The sequence below is a fragment of the Stenotrophomonas sp. LARHCG68 genome, from assembly GCF_052871705.1.
This window is the reverse complement of the sequence record NZ_JBIXJV010000005.1, coordinates 235,308-250,635: the sequence shown is the minus strand read 5'-3', so window position 1 is coordinate 250,635 and position 15,328 is coordinate 235,308. Positions and strand designations below refer to the sequence as shown.

Below are 15,328 nucleotides of genomic sequence, written 5' to 3'. Positions count from 1 at the left end.
TTCGTCAACACCTCGTTTCGAGGAAGTTGACTCAACTGCTTCTCCGCCGCCCGAAGGCATCTCGTTGAAGCGAGCCGCCTACTTTAGCAGGCTTTTCGTTTCCGTCAACACCTTTTTGCGAGGCGGTGACTTCGAACTTTCCCTGCGCTGCGCCTCTTGCGAGGCCCCTGCGTCGGGGGAGGGAAAGTATGTGCTTCTTTTGCGGCTTTGTGAAGGGGGTGTGGAGGCTTTTTCTTACTTTTGTTTGGGCGGCCTGTTTTGAGGCCGCCCAAGGCGGTGAGGCAGTGCCTGCTCCCCCTACACATATAAGGAGCGCTACGACCCTCCCCTCACCCCAACCCCTCTCCCGCTTGCGGGAGAGGGGCCTTTCTGCCGCGAGCCGGGAGATCACGAGCCCGGAAATCCCTGGCGTGCTGGGTTCGGGCTCAGCCGGCGACCAGCAGGACGCGGGCGAAGGTGCGCTTGCCCACCTGCAGCAGGCCTTCGAAGCCCGGCTGCAGGACGGTCTGTGCGTCTTCGATCACTTCGCCATCCACCTTGACCGCACGTTCCTTGAGCTTGCGCGAGGCTTCGGAGTTGCTGGGGGTCAGGCCCGCAGCGGTCAGCAAGGCGCCGATACGCAGGCCTTCGGCCGGCACGGTGACTTCCTGCAGCGGCAGCTGGGTGATGTCGCCCTGCCCGGTCACCGCCGCGTTCCAACCGGCAATGGCCTGCTCGGCGGCGGCGGCATCATGGAAGCGGGTGGCCAGTTCGCGGGCCAGGCGCAGCTTGATCTCGCGCGGGTTGATCGCACCGGCATCGACGTCGGCACGCAGCTGCTGGGCTTCGGCAATGGAGATGTCGAAGCTGAGCAGGTCGATCCAGCGCCACATCAAGGTGTCGTCCACCTTCATGGTCTTGGTGACGATGTCGATGGCCGGTTCGCTGATGCCGATGTAGTTGCCCAGCGACTTGGACATCTTGTTGACGCCATCCAGGCCCTCCAGCAGCGGCATGGTCAGCACGATCTGCGGCTTCTGGCCGTAGTGCTCCTGCAGGCCACGGCCCATCAGCAGGTTGAACTTCTGGTCGGTGCCACCGAGTTCGACGTCCGCCTCCAGCGCCACCGAGTCGTAGCCCTGCACCAGCGGATAGAGGAACTCATGGATGGCAATGGATTGCTGGGCGGCATAGCGCTTGGCGAAGTCATCGCGCTCGAGCATGCGCGCCACGGTGTGCTGGCCGGCCAGGCGGATCATGTCCGCCGCGCCCATCTTGCCGAACCACTCCGAGTTGAAGCGGACTTCGGTCTTGTCGCGGTCCAGCACCTTGAACACCTGCTCCTCATAGGTGCGGGCGTTGGCGAGCACGTCTTCCTTGCTGAGCGGCTTGCGGGTCAGGCTCTTGCCGGACGGGTCGCCGATCATGCCGGTGAAGTCGCCGATCAGGAAAATGACCTGGTGGCCGAGGTCCTGGAGCTGGCGCAGCTTGTTGAGCAGCACGGTGTGGCCCAGGTGCAGGTCCGGGGCGGTGGGATCGAAGCCAGCCTTCACGCGCAACGGGCGACCACTCTCCAGGCGCTGGCGCAATTCATCCAACTTGAGGATTTCATCGGCTCCGCGGCCGATCAGGGCAAGGGCTTCATCAATGGGGGACACGCTAAAACTCCCGGCTTCGCCGTTAAAAACATGAATGGTGTTAAGTGCAAGTTAACCACGCCGGCAGATCGAAAAGCCATATGGCTCAATGGTTTGACGCGGTATTGATAGGTGTCTATGTTACCCCCGTTTGAGCCCGCGCTCCGGGCCGGTCAGAGAAACCACCGATGGCACAATCCGATCATGGCGATGCGCGCAAGCAGCGCATCCAGGAACGACGCAACGTCCTGCACGACACGGCCCTGCATCGGAGGCTCAAGGATCATCTTCCCGCCGCGTTCAACGAACGCTGGACACGGCGCCATTGGATCCACGCCAGCCTGTTCGTGACCATCGGCGCGCTCGCCGCGACGATCGTGCCGGGGTTCTCCAATTCCATCGACAACCCCCTGCCCGCCTCGCATGCCTCGTTGGCGCTGCCCTTGCCGCCGCTGGCGCTGGCACGCCAGGGCGAAACGCCCGGGGACAGCTGGCAGATCCTGCGCGTGCAGCGTGGCCAGACCCTGAGCGACCTGTTCGAAGCGGCCGGCGTGCCGGCCACGGTGATGCACCGCGTGCTGGAACACCCCGGCACCCGCGAGGTGCTGACCCGGCTCAAGCCCGGCACCGAGCTGGCGTTCGACCTGCCGGTGAACGGCAGCCTGCGCACCCTCCGGTTTGACCGTGATGCCAGCCACCGCGTCGAACTCTCCCTGCGCGATGACCAGATCAGCGAGAAGGTGACCGAGCGGGCGACGAGCACCCGGACGGTGGTCGCCAGTGGCGAGATCACCAGTTCGCTGTACGCCTCCGCGCGCCGCGCCGGGCTCTCGCCCTCGGCCATCGCCACGATGACCGACGAGATCTTCAAGTACGACATCGACTTCTCCAAGGACCTGCAGCCGGGCGACCGCTTCAGCGTGGTGATGGACGAGACCTGGCGCGAAGGCGAGCGCATCGACACCAGCAAGATCCTGGCGGCCACGTTCAACACCGGGGGCAAGACCTACACCGGCTTCCGCTTCGAGCGCGGCGGCAAGTTCGAGTACTACGACATCAACGGGCGGCCGCTGAAGAAGAGCTTCATCCGCATGCCGATCCCGTTCGCGCGGTTGAGCTCCAACTTCGGCGCGCGCCGGCACCCGGTGCTGGGCACCATGCGCATGCACAAGGGCGTGGACTATGCCGCGCGCACCGGCACCCCGATCATGGCCGCCGGTGATGCCCGCGTGCAGTTCGCCGGCACCCAGCGCGGTTATGGCAACGTGGTGATCCTGGACCACGGGCGCGGCTACACCACGCTGTACGGCCACATGTCGCGCTTGGGCAGCTACCGCACCGGGGCGCGCGTGCCGCAGGGCGCGGTGATCGGCTACGTCGGCTCGACCGGCCTGGCCACCGGCCCGCACCTGCACTACGAATTCCGCGTCAATGGCCAGCACCGCAACCCGCTGTCGGTGACGATGCCGCCGCCGGAACCGCTCAAGGGCGCTGAACTGGCGGCGTTCCGTGCGCAGACCGCGCCGGCCATGGCGCGGATCCGCGGCATGGAGGAAGCCATCTACGCCGATGCCGGCAGCGCCACGCCGGCGCCGACGCAGACCGCCAGCGCGGCGGCACCGACCGGCAAGCGCGGCTGATCCAACCGCCGCGCGTTGACGCCACGGGCAGGGGGCTTGAAGCTTCCCTGCCCGTTTTCATCCGGCTTCTGCCATGACCGCCATTGATCCCCGCCTGCCGTTGTTCCTTGGCCTGATGTCCGGCACCAGTGCCGATGGCATCGATGCCGCGTTGGTGCAGTTCCCGACCGAAGGCGGGTGCCATTTCGTGCAAGGCCATACCCATGACTGGGAGGCGGACACGCGGGCGGCACTGATCGCGTTGGGCCAGGGCCATGAGCCGGACTCGCTGGATACGCTGGGGCAACTGGATGCACAGGTCGGGATGGCGTTCGCCGCGGCTGCCAACCGGTTGCTGGCCAGTGCCGGCGTGGACGCCAGGCAGGTGCGCGCGATCGGCTCGCATGGGCAGACCATCCGCCACCGGCCACTGGCCGCGCCGGGGTTCACCTGGCAGATCGGCGATGCCAACCGCATCGCGGAGTTGACCGGCATCACCACGGTGGCCGACTTCCGCCGCCGCGACGTGGCCGCCGGTGGCCACGGCGCGCCGCTGATGCCGGCCTTCCACCTGGCCATGCTGGGCAGCACCGACGAAGACCGTGCCGTGCTGAACCTGGGGGGCATCGGCAACCTGAGCCTGATCGCCCGCGACGGCAGCCTGCGGGGCTTCGACACCGGACCGGCCAACGCGCTGCTCGATGGTTGGTGCCAACGGCACCTGGGACAGGCCTTCGATGCCGACGGCGCGTTCGCGGCCAGCGGCCAGGTCGATGAAGGCCTGCTGGCGCGCCTGCTGGCCGAACCGTGGTTTGCCCTGCCACCGCCGAAAAGCACCGGCCGCGAACAGTTCCACCTGGCCTGGGTGGAGGCGCGCTTCGATGGCCGGCCACTGGCACCGGCCGACGTGCAGGCCACCTTGCTGGAACTGACCGCGGCCACCGTGGCGGACGCGTTGCTGGCCCACCTGCCGCAGGTGCGGCGCCTGCTGGTCTGCGGCGGCGGTGTGCGCAACCCGCAGTTGCTGCGCCGGTTGCAGGCACGCCTGCCGGGGGTGGTGATCGGCTCCAGTGCCGAACAGGGGCTGGACCCGGACTACATGGAAGCGATGGGCTTCGCGTGGCTGGCGCAGCAGACGCTGGCGGGGTTGCCGGGCAACCTGCCCAGCGTCAGCGGGGCCCGTGGGCCGCGGATCCTGGGCGCGATCCATCCGGCCTGAGGCGGCTTGACTGGGCGGGGATTGCATCCACGCCAATGCGCGGGGAAAGCGCTGCTGGCCAGCCCGCGGGCTACAGGTCGGCGCCGGCGGGCAGTTCGTGCAGGGCCTTGATGGCTTCGGTGAGGACGTCGACTTCGCGGTTCTCGAAGCCGCTGCGGACTTCGTGCTCGCTGGAGAACAGCCCCTGTTCGAGCAGGATCAGGCAGGTCTGCTCATGGGTCCAGCCGCGCGCCACCGCCAGGCGGCGGATGCGCTCAAACAACAGCGGGTCGATATCCCGCAAGGTCACTTCGGCCATGTCCACCACGTCAACGGTCCGGTGGATCCCCCGGCGGCATCATCAGCGAGGCGGCCGGGGGATTCAATACGAACCGGCCGGCGGTTCAGCCGGCCTCGACAACCCGGGTGGTGGCATCCACCTCGCGGCGCAGCCACCAGGCCATCAGCAGGCCCGGCATGCCGACCACCACCGAGACCAGGAAGAACACCTGCCAGCCATAGGCATCGGCCAGGACACCGGCGAACGGCCCGACGAACACCCGCCCCAGCGTGGCGAAGGCCGACAACAGCGCGTAATGGGTCGCCGAGAAGCGGGTGCCACACAGGCCACTGAGCAGCGCCACGAACGCCGCCGTGCCCATGCCGCCGGCGAAGTTGTCCAGGCTCAGCGCGAACAGCAGCAGGCCGTCCATCGGCGTGGGCGTGTCCAGGTGCACGATCAGCAGGTTGAAGGCGGGCACTTCCACCGTACCCCAGGCGCCTGCGCCCTCGCGGGCCAGCAGGTAGAACCCCAGGTTGGAGACCAGCTGCAGCACCCCGAAGGCGATCACCGCCGTGGACAGGCGCAGGCGCAACAGGAAGAAGCCGCCGACGATGGCGCCGACGATGGTCATCAGCAGGCCGATGGTCTTGTTGGCCAGCCCCACCTCGGCCTGGCTGAAGTGCATGCCCTTGAGCAGGAACGGCGTGGACAGGCTCAGCGCGAAGGCGTCGCCGACCTTGTACAGCACCACCAGCGCGAGGAAGGCGCCGGCACCGCGCATGCCGAAATAGCTGCGCAGCGAGGCGTTGAGGGTTTCGAAGCGCACCCAGCGGGTGACCCCCAGGCCCAGCACCATCGCCGCGGCGATCTGGGTGATGACGAACACCAGCCGCACCCAGCGGTCGCTGCTGTCCGGGTCCAGCCCGACCAGCACCAGCAGCTGGTGTGCCAGCCAGGCCCCCGCCGCCACGCCAAGCACCAGCGCCAGGAACCCCCACACTTCACTGCTGGCCTTGGAGACCGGAGCCTTGAAGCGCGCCGGCAGCGGCGGCATCAGCACCAGCGCCAGCACGCCGACCACGGCCGCCAGGCTCGCCATGACCCGGTACACCTGCGGCCAGCTCTGCCATTGCTCGGCCCAGATCAGGGTGATGCCACCGGACAGGACCATGGCCAGTCGATAGCCAAGGACGGTCAGCGAGCCGCCCAGGCCGCGTTCGGCCGGCTGCAGGAGGTCGGTGCGGTAGGCATCGATCACCACGTCCAGGGTGGCCGACAGGCAGGCCACCACCACCGCCACGGAAGCGAACAGGCCCAGGTTGCGCGAGGGCGAGAGTGAACTCATCACCAGCAGCGCCGCGGCCAGGGCGAACAGCATCAGCACGATCCAGCCGCGCCGGCGGCCGAGCAACGGCAGGTCGAAGCGGTCGATCAGCGGCGCCCACAGAAACTTGAACGTGTACGGGATGCCGATCAGGGACAGGAAGCCCAGGGTGACCAGGTCCAGGCCTTCCACCGTAAGCCACGCCTGCATGGCGCCGCCGGTCAGCGCCAGCGGCAGGCCGGAGGCGAAGCCCAGCAGCAGGATCACGAACAGGCGGCGCAGCCGCGGCAGGCCGCGATGCGGGGCCTCCACCAGCGCTTCGGTCACAGGTCGTAGTCCACGCTGAACGGGGCGTGGTCGGAGAATCGCTGGCCGGTGTAGATCGAGCAGCCGCGCAGGCGATCACGCAGCCCCGGGGTGACGAACTGGTAGTCGATGCGCCAACCGACATTGTTGGCCCGCGCCGCGCCGCGGTTGCTCCACCAGGTGTAGTCCTCGCCGGTGGGGTTCAGCGCGCGGTAGGCGTCCACCCAGCCGCGGCCGGTGGCCGGGTCGGCGTGCTCGGGCAGGTCGGCACATAGGCCGTTCAGCCAGTCGCGCTCCTCAGGCAGGCAGCCGGAGTTCTTCTGGTTGGACTTCCAGTTCTTGATGTCCAGCGCGCTGCGCACGATGTTCCAGTCCCCGCACAGCACGTAGTCACGGCCGCTGGCCAGCCACTGGTCCAGCACCGGGCGCAGCCAGTCCATGACCTCGAACTTGAAGCCCTGGCGCAGCTCGCCGGAGGAACCGGAGGGGATGTAGAAGGACACCACGCTCAGGTTGCCGAAGCGGGCCTCGATGTAGCGGCCCTCGTCGTCGAACGGCGCCCAGCCCAGCCCGGTGCGCACCTCGTCCGGTTCGCGCCGGCTCCAGATCGCCACGCCGCTGTAGCCCTTCTTGGTGATGGCGTCGCGGTAGAAGCAGTGGTGGCCGTCCGGGCGGAACAGCGCGTCGGTCAGCTGCGACTCCTGCGCCTTGGTCTCCTGGATGCAGAGCACGTCGGACTGCTGCCCCAGGAACCACTCGCTGAAGCCCTTGGTAGTGGCCGAACGGATGCCGTTGGCGTTGAAGCTGGTGATACGCATAGCTGGCCTATGTTGTTGTTTTATCGAGCCTAATCAGGCCATCTGGCGCCGATGCCGGCACCGCGGCCGCCTTCAGACCGAAAGAAGCACAAAGAATGGGCATCATGCCTTGCCGCTGCTTTCATTTGCCAGCGCCAGCGGGGCACGACGGCGCAGGGGATGTCGCGCGGGGGCCGCGCCGCTACAGCGGCCACGAAGCATGTGGGAGAGAGAGCAGTATCTATTCAGCGCTGGGGTGAGGAGTCCCATGGATTCCCGCAGATTCCCGCACAGTCCCGCTGAGTCCCGCTGAGTCCCGCTGAGTCCCGTGGATTCCCGCAGAGTCACATGTACTCCCGATAAGTCCCACGGAATAGGTGGATTCCCGCGGGGTCAGACCACGCCTCCCCTGGGGCTGCAGGAATGGTCATAGACAAATCCAAATCCATTCAAATATCTATTCAAATAGCTATTCTCGTGCACGTAGAATGATTCCATGAACTCGCCTCCTGCCACGCTTGCGACATTGCTGGCCTATCTTCGCACCCAGTCCTCGGCCAGTGCGGCGGAGATCGGTGCCGCGCTGGGCGTGAGCCAGCCCACGGTGTCGCGCCTGATCGCAGCAGCGGCCGACCAGGTTGCCCGTATCGGCAAGGCCCGCAGCACCCGCTATGCGGCCACCCGACAGGTCGGCCGCAGTGGCAGCATTTGGCCCCTGTACCGGCTGGATGCGACGAGCAAAGGTGTGCGGCTGGGCCAACTGCAGGCGCTGCACGACGGCGGCTACCTGTTCATCGCCGATATGCCCTGCCCGGCGTTCTTCATCGGCGATTTCCGTGACGGCCGCTATCCCGGGCTGCCCTGGTTCATCGATGACCAACGCCCGCAGGGTTTCCTCGGGCGCGCGTTCGCACGTCGGATCGCGGACGACATCCACGTGGATGCCGTGCTGGACCACTGGACGCCCGACGATTACGTCATTGCCATCCTGCAGTACGGAACCGACCCACCGGGCGACCTTGTGCTGGGTGATGTCGCCTATCGACGTGCGGTGCAGCAGATCTTCGAGCCCACCCACGTCATTGCGGATGAAGCGCAGGAGCAGGCCTACCTGCACCTGGCGGATGAGGCGATGGCCGGTGACGCGCCGGGCTCCTCGGCCGGTGGCGAACAGCCCAAGTTCACCGTCACCCTGAAGAGCGGCGAGCAGTTGCGCGCAGCCATCGTCAAGTTCAGCGAACGCGCAGACACCGATGCGGCGCGACGCTGGGCAGACCTGTTGCGCTGCGAACACATCGCCGGCCAAGTGATGCGCAAGCACGGCCTGCCGGCAGCCAGCAGCCAGCGCATCGAGGCCGGCGGACGGGTGTTCCTGGAGTCCGAGCGCTTCGATCGAGGCCCGGAATTGTGGCGCCGTGGGTTTGTTTCGCTGGCCGCGCTGGACGCCGATTTCTATGGCCACGGGCGCATCCACTGGTGGCGGTTCGCCGGCCAGCTGCAGCGGGACGGCTGGATCGGCGCGGACGATGCACGCCTGCTGACCATCGCCTCGCTGTTCGGTGAGCTGATCGGCAACACCGACATGCACCTGGGCAATGCGGCGCTGGTGCTGGACGTCGATCGTCCGCTCGCCCTCGCGCCGATGTACGACATGCTGCCCATGCTGTTCCGGCCGGGCAGCGGTGGCGAGATCGTTCCACGCGAGCTCGAGATCCGTCCGCCGCTTCCCGAGCAGCGGGCGGAATGGTTGGCCGCCGCCGCCGCCGCGGAGGACTTCTGGAGCCAGGTGATCGCCTGCCAGCAGGTGACTGACGGCTTCCGCACGATCGCACGGCAGGCAAGGGACAAGGTGGCGCGTGCCCGCGAACTGCTGGCCTGAGCCCACCCCTCCCCCTCAGGCAACCGCCAGCAAGGCCTCCGTCGCCAGCATTCGCCGTAGCCATGCATTAACCTAGTGCCCTTCAAACGACGACTAGAAAGTGGATTTTCATGAGTGACCACCGTTCCCGCTTCCTGCAGCTGGCGCTGAATGCCGACGCCCTGCGTTTTGGCCAGTTCACCCTCAAGTCCGGCCGCTCCAGCCCGTACTTCTTCAACGCCGGCCGTTTCGACACCGGCCTGGCCCTGGCCCAGCTGGGCAACTGCTATGCCGATGCCATCGAGGCGTCCGGGGTGGCTTACGACCAGTTGTTCGGGCCGGCCTACAAGGGCATCCCGCTGGCCACCGCTATCGCCTGCGAGTTCTCCCACCGCGGCCGCGACCTGCCGCTGACCTTCAACCGCAAGGAGGCCAAGGACCACGGCGAGGGCGGCAGCCTGATTGGCGCCGACATGGCCGGCCGCCGCATCCTGATCGTCGATGACGTGATCACCGCCGGCACCGCCATCCGCGAGGCGCTGGCCATCATCCGCGAGGCCAACGGCATCCCGGCCGGCATCGTGGTGGCCCTGGACCGCCAGGAGATCGCCTCGGAAGAAGACCGCCGCTCGGCCGCCCAGGCCGTGGCCGCTGAAACCGGCATTCCGGTGATCGCGGTGGCCAACCTGGCCGACCTGCTTGCATTCGCCTCCGGGAACCCGGAACTTGTCGGCTATCGCGAACCGTTGCTGGCCTACCGTGCCCGCTACGGGAGCAATCCGACAGGCTGATCGCAGGGGGCTGCCATGACGCTGATTCCTTCCCGGACAGGTACCACCACCGCACTGGCGCTGCTCGCAGCGCTGGCGCTGCCGGTGTCTGCGCAGAACAAGCCGGCCGACGCCGGCAAGAAGCTGTATTGCTGGAACCAGGGGGGCGAACGCATCTGCTCGGACACGCTGCCGAGCGAGGCGGTCAACAGCGCGCGCGAGGAATTCAACGCACGCAGCGGCACCCGCAGTGCCGAGGTCCAGCGTGCGCTCACCGCCGAGGAACGCGCCGATGCGGCACTGGCGCGGGCCCAGGCGGAGGTGGACGCCGCCGCGGTGGAAACGCGCAAGCGCACCGAGCAGGCGATGCTGTCCACCTATGGCAGCGAGGATGCGTTGCGCCGTGTGTTCAACGAGCGCGTCGCCATCGTCGACAACAACATCAAGACCGCGGCCTACAACGTGACCAGCCTGCGCGAAGCGCTGGCGGCACAGCTTGCATCGGCCGGCAACAAGGAACTGGCCGGGCAGAAGGTGGCCGACAAGCAGGCCCAGGACATCCGACAGCGCCATGGCGAACTGCTGGCCCAGCTGCGCCTGCAGGGGGCCTTCGAGGCCCAGCGCAGGGCGCTGGACGTGGAGATCGCCCAGACCCTGGCCCGCTACCGCGAGCTCAAGGGCATCACCGCGCCGGCCGACGCGCCGCCGGCACCGGCCGCCGCCCCGGCACCGGCGCAGGGATGACCGACGCGTCCTGAGTCATGTGAACCCAAGCGGCCTTCGGGCCGCTTTTCTTTTGCCCGGCCGAAGGCGCCCGCTCCCCTCGATGGGGTGCATCGCACCCGGCCGGAGCGTGAGGCGCGGTCACCACATCGCGCGCCGTGCCAGACAATGCGGCGTTCCCCCACTTTTTATGTGCTTTTTACGCCAATCCCTGCCCGTCGGCGTCGAACGTTTACGCCCTGCGGGAGGACGATGCCGGCCTTGAACGGGGTGATCGGCGTATCCAAGACCGGTGCCCTGCCCTTCCATCAACGGGCATCGGCCATCCGGTGCCCCTACCGAGGTGTTCCATGCCCGGCTGGCTTTCCCTGTTGTGCGGCGTGGTGGTGCTGATCGCCGCCGCCTACCTGCTGTACGCGGTCCTGCGACCCGAGTCGTTCTGAGGACCGCGCCATGACCGAAACCCTTGTCATCCTGTTGGCCGGCATCGCGCTGGCCTGGCCGTTGGGGCTGTACCTGGCGCGGCTGATGCGCGGCACGCCCATGCGCATCGACATCCTGTTCCACTGGATCGAGAAGCCGCTGTACCGCGTGCTCGGCGTGGACCCGACCCATTCCATGTCCTGGCGTGGCTACGTGCTCGCCTTCCTGATCAGCAACCTGGTGCTGGCCGTGCTGACCCAGGCGGTGTTCATGACCCAGGCCTGGCTGCCGTTCAACCCGGACAACATCCCCAACCTGCGCTGGGACACCGCGCTGCACACGATGGTGTCGTTCCTGACCAACACCAACCAGCAGCACTACAGCGGTCAGGCACAGCTGTCCTACCTGTCGCAGATGACCGGCATCACCGGCCTGCAGGTGATCACGCCGATGATGGGCCTGGCGCTGGCGGTGGCCACGCTGCGTGCGTTGTTCGCCAAGGCGCCGGCGGCCACCGCCGCCGACACCCATACGCCGGTACGCGTCACCGTCGGCAATTACTACGCCGACGTGGTGCGCCTGTGCCTGCGCTTCCTGTTGCCGCTGTGCCTGCTGTGGGCGCTGCTGCTGACCTGGCAGGGCGTGCCGTCCACCCTGGCCGCGGGCCCGCAGGCCACGCCGATCGATGCCAGCGCCGGCATGGCGACGCAGAAGATCCCGCTGGGCCCGGTGGCGGCGATGGTGGCGGCCAAGCAGTTGGGTGCCAACGGGGGCGGCTGGTACGGACCCAACAGCAGCGTGCCGCTGGAGAACCCGACGCCGCTGTCCAATGCACTGGAACTGGTCGGCATTGTGCTGATCCCGATCGCGATCATCTTCATGATCGGCCGCTTCACCGGGCGCCGGAAGTTCGCGGCACTGGTGTTCGGCTGCATGCTCGGCATGTCGCTGCTGTCCACCTTCGCCAGCCTGTGGTCCGAGGGCCACAGCGCCACCGCCGCCAGCGCACTGCTGATGGAGGGCAAGGAAACCCGCTTCGGCGCGGATGGCACCGCGCTGTGGGCCACGCTCACCACCCAGGTGCAGAACGGCTCGGTCAACGGCATGCAGGACTCGATGAGCCCCCTGACCGGCCTGGTATCGCTGGTCAACATGCTGGTCAGCGCGATCTGGGGCGGCATTGGCTGCGGGTTGCAGCAGTTCCTGGTCTACATCCTGATGGCAGTGTTCCTGGCCGGGCTGATGACCGGGCGCACGCCGGAACTGTTCGGCCGCAAGCTGGAAACCCCGCAGGTGCGACTGCTGGCGGTGCTGGTGCTGCTGCAGCCGATCACCCTGCTCGGCCTGACCGCACTGACGCTGGCCCTGCCCGGCCTGGCCGGCACCTCCAACCCCGACTTCCACGGCATCAGCCAGGTGTTCTACGAGTTCACCTCCGCCTATGCCAACAACGGCTCGGGGTTTGAAGGGCTGGCCGACAACACCCTCTGGTGGAACCTGAGCTGCGCGCTGGTGCTGGCCCTGGGCCGTTTCCCCGTGCTGATCATCCCGCTGGTCATCGCCTGCCAACTGGCGGCCAAGCGGCAGGCCCCGCAGAGCGCGGGCAGCCTGCAGATCGAAACCCCGACCTTCGCGCTGACCCTGGTCTGCGTGATCGTCATCCTCACCGTGCTGCAGTTCATGCCGGCATTGGTCCTCGGCCCGGTGGCCGACCACCTGAGCCTGGCACTGCAGGGAGCCTGATCCCCATGAATGCTTCTGTTCCACATGCCGGCGTACGCCGCCCCGCCCTGCTCGATGCCGCCGGCTGGCGGCGGGCGCTGCTGGAGTCGGTGCGCAAGCTGGCCCCGGCCCACCTGCTGCACAACCCGGTGATGGCCATCGTCATGGCCGGCACGCTGCTGGCCCTGCTGCTCACCCTCAGCGGCAATGCACCGCTGGGCTTTGGCCTGGCCGTCACCGCGATCCTGCTGGTGACGGTGCTGTTCGGCAATTTCGCCGAAGCCGTCGCCGAGGCGCGTGGCCGCGGCCAGGCCGCGTCGCTGCGGCGCGCACGCCAGGACCTGGTCGCACGCCGCCTGGCCACCGCGCTGGCCGGTGCAGGCGAGGACAAGGTCGCTGCCGCCGAACTGCGCCCGGGTGACCTGGTGATCATCAGCGCCGGCGAGTTCGTGCCGGCCGATGGCGAGATCGTGCGCGGCCTGGCCACCATCAACGAGGCCGCCGTCACCGGCGAATCGGCCCCGGTGCTGCGCGAGGCCAACACCGACCGTTCCGGCGTGATCGGTGGCACCAAGGTGCTGTCCGACGAGATCGTGGTGCGCGTCACCGCCGAGCCCGGCCACAGCTTCCTGGACCGCATGATCGCGCTGGTGGAAGGCGCCAACCGCCAGAAGACGCCCAACGAGATCGCCCTGACGCTGCTGCTGGCGGCGATGTCGCTGACCTTCCTGGTGGTGGTGGCGACGTTGCCGGCCATCGCCGGTTTCGTTGGCGTGACGCTGGACCCGCTGCTGCTGATCGCATTGCTGGTGTGCCTGATCCCGACCACCATCGGCGGCCTGCTGCCGGCCATCGGCATCGCCGGCATGAACCGCGCGTTGCAGGCCAACGTGCTGGCCAAGTCCGGCAAGGCGGTGGAGGTGGCCGGCGACGTGGACGTGCTGCTGCTCGACAAGACCGGCACCATCACCTACGGCGACCGCCAGGCATCGGCCTTCCACGCGCTGGCCGGCATCAACGGCGACCAGCTGCGCGAGGCGGCGCTGCTGTCCTCGCTGGCCGACCCGACCCCGGAAGGCAAGTCCATCGTGCGGTTGGCGCGCGAGCAGGGCTGCGCCACCGCTGAACCGGAGACGGCCGACTACCTGGCCTTCTCCGCGCAGACCCGCATGTCCGGCGTGGACCTGGCCGGCGGCCGCAGCATCCGCAAGGGCGCGGCTGACGCGATCACCGCGCATGTCCTCGCGTTGGGCGGCAACGTGCCCAACGAGCTGCAGGCGCGGGTGGACCACGTCGCACGCGGCGGCGCCACGCCGCTGGTGGTCAGCGAAGGCCGGCACGTACTGGGCGTGGTGGAGCTGGCCGACGTGGTCAAGCACGGCATGCGCGAGAAGTTCGCGCAGCTGCGCGCGATGGGCATCCGCACGGTGATGATCACCGGCGACAACCCGTTGACCGCCGCGGCCATCGCCGCCGAGGCCGGCGTGGACGACTACATCGCCCAGGCCCGGCCCGAGGACAAGCTGGCGCGCATCCGCAGCGAGCAGGCCGGCGGCCGGCTGGTGGCGATGGTCGGCGACGGCACCAACGATGCGCCGGCACTGGCGCAGGCCGACATCGGCCTGGCGATGAACTCCGGCACGCAGGCGGCCAAGGAGGCCGGCAACATGGTCGACCTGGACTCGGACCCGGCCAAGCTGCTGGCGGTGGTGGAAGTGGGCAAGCAGCAGCTGATCACGCGCGGCGCGCTGACCACCTTCTCGCTGGCCAACGACGTGTCCAAGTACTTCGCGATCCTGCCGGCGCTGTTCGTGGCCGCCATTCCCTCGATGCACGCGCTGGACGTGATGCAGCTGTCCAGCCCGCGCAACGCGGTGCTGGCCGCGCTGATCTTCAACGCGCTGGTGATCCCGGCGTTGATCCCGCTGGCGCTGCGCGGGGTGCGCTTCCGCCCGGCCACCGCCACCGCGCTGCTGCGCCGGAACATGCTGGTATACGGGCTGGGCGGCGTGCTGCTTCCCTTTGCGGCCATCAAGGCCATCGACCTTCTTCTTGCCATGGTGTTCGGCGCATGAAATCCACGACTTCCACTCTCCTCTGGCGCCCGGCCATCGGCCTGTCGCTGTTCGGCCTGATCGGCACCGGGCTGGTCTATGCCATCGTCGCCACCGGCATCGCCGGCGTGCTGTTCCCCGCCCAGGCCGAGGGCAGCCTGCTGCGTGATGGCGATGGCACGGTGCGCGCTTCGTTGCTGGTCGCGCAGCCGTTCAAGGGCGATGGCTACTTCCAGGCGCGCCCATCGGCGGCCAACTACGATCCGATGGCCGCTGCCGGCAGCAACCTGGCGCGCAGCAACCCGGACCTGGTCAAGCGCGTGGCGGATGCCACCGCCGCCGTCGCGACCCGCGAGAACATCGCCCCGGCGAAGGTGCCGGGCGAACTGGCCACCCAGTCCGGCAGCGGCCTGGACCCGGAGCTGCCGCCGGCCGCCGTGCAGGTACAGGTGGCCCGCGTCGCGCAGGCACGCGGCTGGCCGGTCGAACGCGTGCAGGCATTGGTGGAGGCGCAGGTGCAGGGCCGCCAATGGGGCGTGTTTGGCCAGCCGCGGATCAACGTGGTCGCGCTCAACCGCAGGCTGGACGAGGCCGCGCATGCCCCTTGATGCATGCGCGACCGGCAACGGCGCACA

The 15,328-nt window shown here is 68.1% G+C and carries 14 protein-coding genes; 10 read left to right on the top strand and 4 right to left on the bottom strand.

Annotated elements, in window-relative coordinates:
• Positions 1–262 (top strand): hypothetical protein (locus ACIPR8_RS16495; protein ID WP_446541711.1); only part of this gene is annotated, 262 nt, incomplete at its 5' end.
• A gap of 163 nt (positions 263–425) precedes the next feature.
• On the opposite strand, the gene tyrS is transcribed toward ACIPR8_RS16495, so the two are convergent.
• Complete coding sequence (gene tyrS, locus ACIPR8_RS16490) at positions 426–1,637, bottom strand: tyrosine--tRNA ligase (protein WP_446541710.1); 1,212 nt, start codon at positions 1,635–1,637, stop codon at positions 426–428.
• 167 nt (positions 1,638–1,804) lie between these two features.
• Between tyrS and ACIPR8_RS16485 the strand changes: the two genes are divergently transcribed.
• Both ACIPR8_RS16485 and ACIPR8_RS16480 read left to right on the top strand, forming a co-directional pair.
• Entirely contained in the window at positions 1,805–3,256 is a 1,452-nt protein-coding gene (locus ACIPR8_RS16485; RefSeq protein WP_132862624.1) for a peptidoglycan DD-metalloendopeptidase family protein, read from the top strand.
• A gap of 73 nt (positions 3,257–3,329) precedes the next feature.
• Positions 3,330–4,454: an anhydro-N-acetylmuramic acid kinase gene (locus tag ACIPR8_RS16480; protein ID WP_446541709.1), complete on the top strand. Its 1,125-nt coding sequence runs from the start codon at positions 3,330–3,332 to the stop codon at positions 4,452–4,454.
• Between the two features lie 70 nt (positions 4,455–4,524).
• Here ACIPR8_RS16480 and ACIPR8_RS16475 read toward each other — a convergent pair whose 3' ends face one another.
• The 3 genes from ACIPR8_RS16475 to ACIPR8_RS16465 form a co-directional block, all read right to left on the bottom strand.
• The gene (locus tag ACIPR8_RS16475; RefSeq protein WP_132862622.1) at positions 4,525–4,752 is read right to left on the bottom strand and encodes a hypothetical protein; all 228 of its coding nucleotides are present in this window, start codon (positions 4,750–4,752) and stop codon (positions 4,525–4,527) included.
• 85 nt (positions 4,753–4,837) lie between these two features.
• Positions 4,838–6,367 (bottom strand): AmpG family muropeptide MFS transporter, encoded by a 1,530-nt coding sequence (locus ACIPR8_RS16470; RefSeq protein ID WP_132862621.1) that lies wholly within the window; start codon positions 6,365–6,367, stop codon positions 4,838–4,840.
• Positions 6,364–7,164, bottom strand: coding sequence for an exodeoxyribonuclease III (locus ACIPR8_RS16465; RefSeq protein ID WP_313255238.1), 801 nt, complete (start codon positions 7,162–7,164; stop codon positions 6,364–6,366). The genes ACIPR8_RS16470 and ACIPR8_RS16465 overlap by 4 nt, the downstream gene beginning before the upstream one ends.
• A 475-nt stretch (positions 7,165–7,639) precedes the next feature.
• On the opposite strand from ACIPR8_RS16465, the gene yjjJ reads away from it, so the two are divergent.
• From yjjJ to kdpC, 7 genes are all read left to right on the top strand, one after another.
• Complete coding sequence (gene yjjJ, locus ACIPR8_RS16460) at positions 7,640–9,022, top strand: type II toxin-antitoxin system HipA family toxin YjjJ (protein WP_446541708.1); 1,383 nt, start codon at positions 7,640–7,642, stop codon at positions 9,020–9,022.
• A 110-nt stretch (positions 9,023–9,132) separates the two neighbouring features.
• Positions 9,133–9,792, top strand: coding sequence for an orotate phosphoribosyltransferase (gene pyrE / locus ACIPR8_RS16455; RefSeq protein WP_192288215.1), 660 nt, complete (start codon positions 9,133–9,135; stop codon positions 9,790–9,792).
• A 15-nt stretch (positions 9,793–9,807) separates the two neighbouring features.
• The gene (locus tag ACIPR8_RS16450; protein WP_446541707.1) at positions 9,808–10,515 is read left to right on the top strand and encodes a hypothetical protein; all 708 of its coding nucleotides are present in this window, start codon (positions 9,808–9,810) and stop codon (positions 10,513–10,515) included.
• Between the two features lie 329 nt (positions 10,516–10,844).
• Positions 10,845–10,937 carry a potassium-transporting ATPase subunit F gene (locus ACIPR8_RS16445; protein WP_057635969.1) on the top strand — a complete coding sequence of 31 codons (93 nt, stop codon included), beginning with the start codon at positions 10,845–10,847 and terminating at the stop codon, positions 10,935–10,937.
• 10 nt (positions 10,938–10,947) lie between these two features.
• Positions 10,948–12,660, top strand: a complete 1,713-nt coding sequence (kdpA, locus tag ACIPR8_RS16440) for a potassium-transporting ATPase subunit KdpA (RefSeq protein WP_192288216.1) — start codon at positions 10,948–10,950, stop codon at positions 12,658–12,660.
• Between the two features lie 5 nt (positions 12,661–12,665).
• Positions 12,666–14,714 (top strand): potassium-transporting ATPase subunit KdpB, encoded by a 2,049-nt coding sequence (gene kdpB, locus ACIPR8_RS16435; RefSeq protein ID WP_446541706.1) that lies wholly within the window; start codon positions 12,666–12,668, stop codon positions 14,712–14,714.
• Positions 14,711–15,301, top strand: a complete 591-nt coding sequence (gene kdpC, locus ACIPR8_RS16430; protein ID WP_446541705.1) for a potassium-transporting ATPase subunit KdpC — start codon at positions 14,711–14,713, stop codon at positions 15,299–15,301. Before kdpB ends, kdpC begins: the two co-directional genes overlap by 4 nt.
• Positions 15,302–15,328 lie beyond the last annotated feature (27 nt).

Bases quoted from the DNA above. Each gene is read 5' to 3' on its own strand.
- ACIPR8_RS16485 (WP_132862624.1), top strand. From the start codon at position 1,805: ATGGCACAATCCGATCATGGCGATGCGCGCAAGCAGCGCATCCAGGAA.
- ACIPR8_RS16480 (WP_446541709.1), top strand. From the start codon at position 3,330: ATGACCGCCATTGATCCCCGCCTGCCGTTGTTCCTTGGCCTGATGTCC.
- ACIPR8_RS16475 (WP_132862622.1), bottom strand. From the start codon at position 4,752: ATGGCCGAAGTGACCTTGCGGGATATCGACCCGCTGTTGTTTGAGCGC.
- ACIPR8_RS16465 (WP_313255238.1), bottom strand. From the start codon at position 7,164: ATGCGTATCACCAGCTTCAACGCCAACGGCATCCGTTCGGCCACTACC.
- yjjJ (WP_446541708.1), top strand. From the start codon at position 7,640: ATGAACTCGCCTCCTGCCACGCTTGCGACATTGCTGGCCTATCTTCGC.
- pyrE (WP_192288215.1), top strand. From the start codon at position 9,133: ATGAGTGACCACCGTTCCCGCTTCCTGCAGCTGGCGCTGAATGCCGAC.
- ACIPR8_RS16450 (WP_446541707.1), top strand. From the start codon at position 9,808: ATGACGCTGATTCCTTCCCGGACAGGTACCACCACCGCACTGGCGCTG.
- ACIPR8_RS16445 (WP_057635969.1), top strand. From the start codon at position 10,845: ATGCCCGGCTGGCTTTCCCTGTTGTGCGGCGTGGTGGTGCTGATCGCC.
- kdpA (WP_192288216.1), top strand. From the start codon at position 10,948: ATGACCGAAACCCTTGTCATCCTGTTGGCCGGCATCGCGCTGGCCTGG.
- kdpB (WP_446541706.1), top strand. From the start codon at position 12,666: ATGAATGCTTCTGTTCCACATGCCGGCGTACGCCGCCCCGCCCTGCTC.
- kdpC (WP_446541705.1), top strand. From the start codon at position 14,711: ATGAAATCCACGACTTCCACTCTCCTCTGGCGCCCGGCCATCGGCCTG.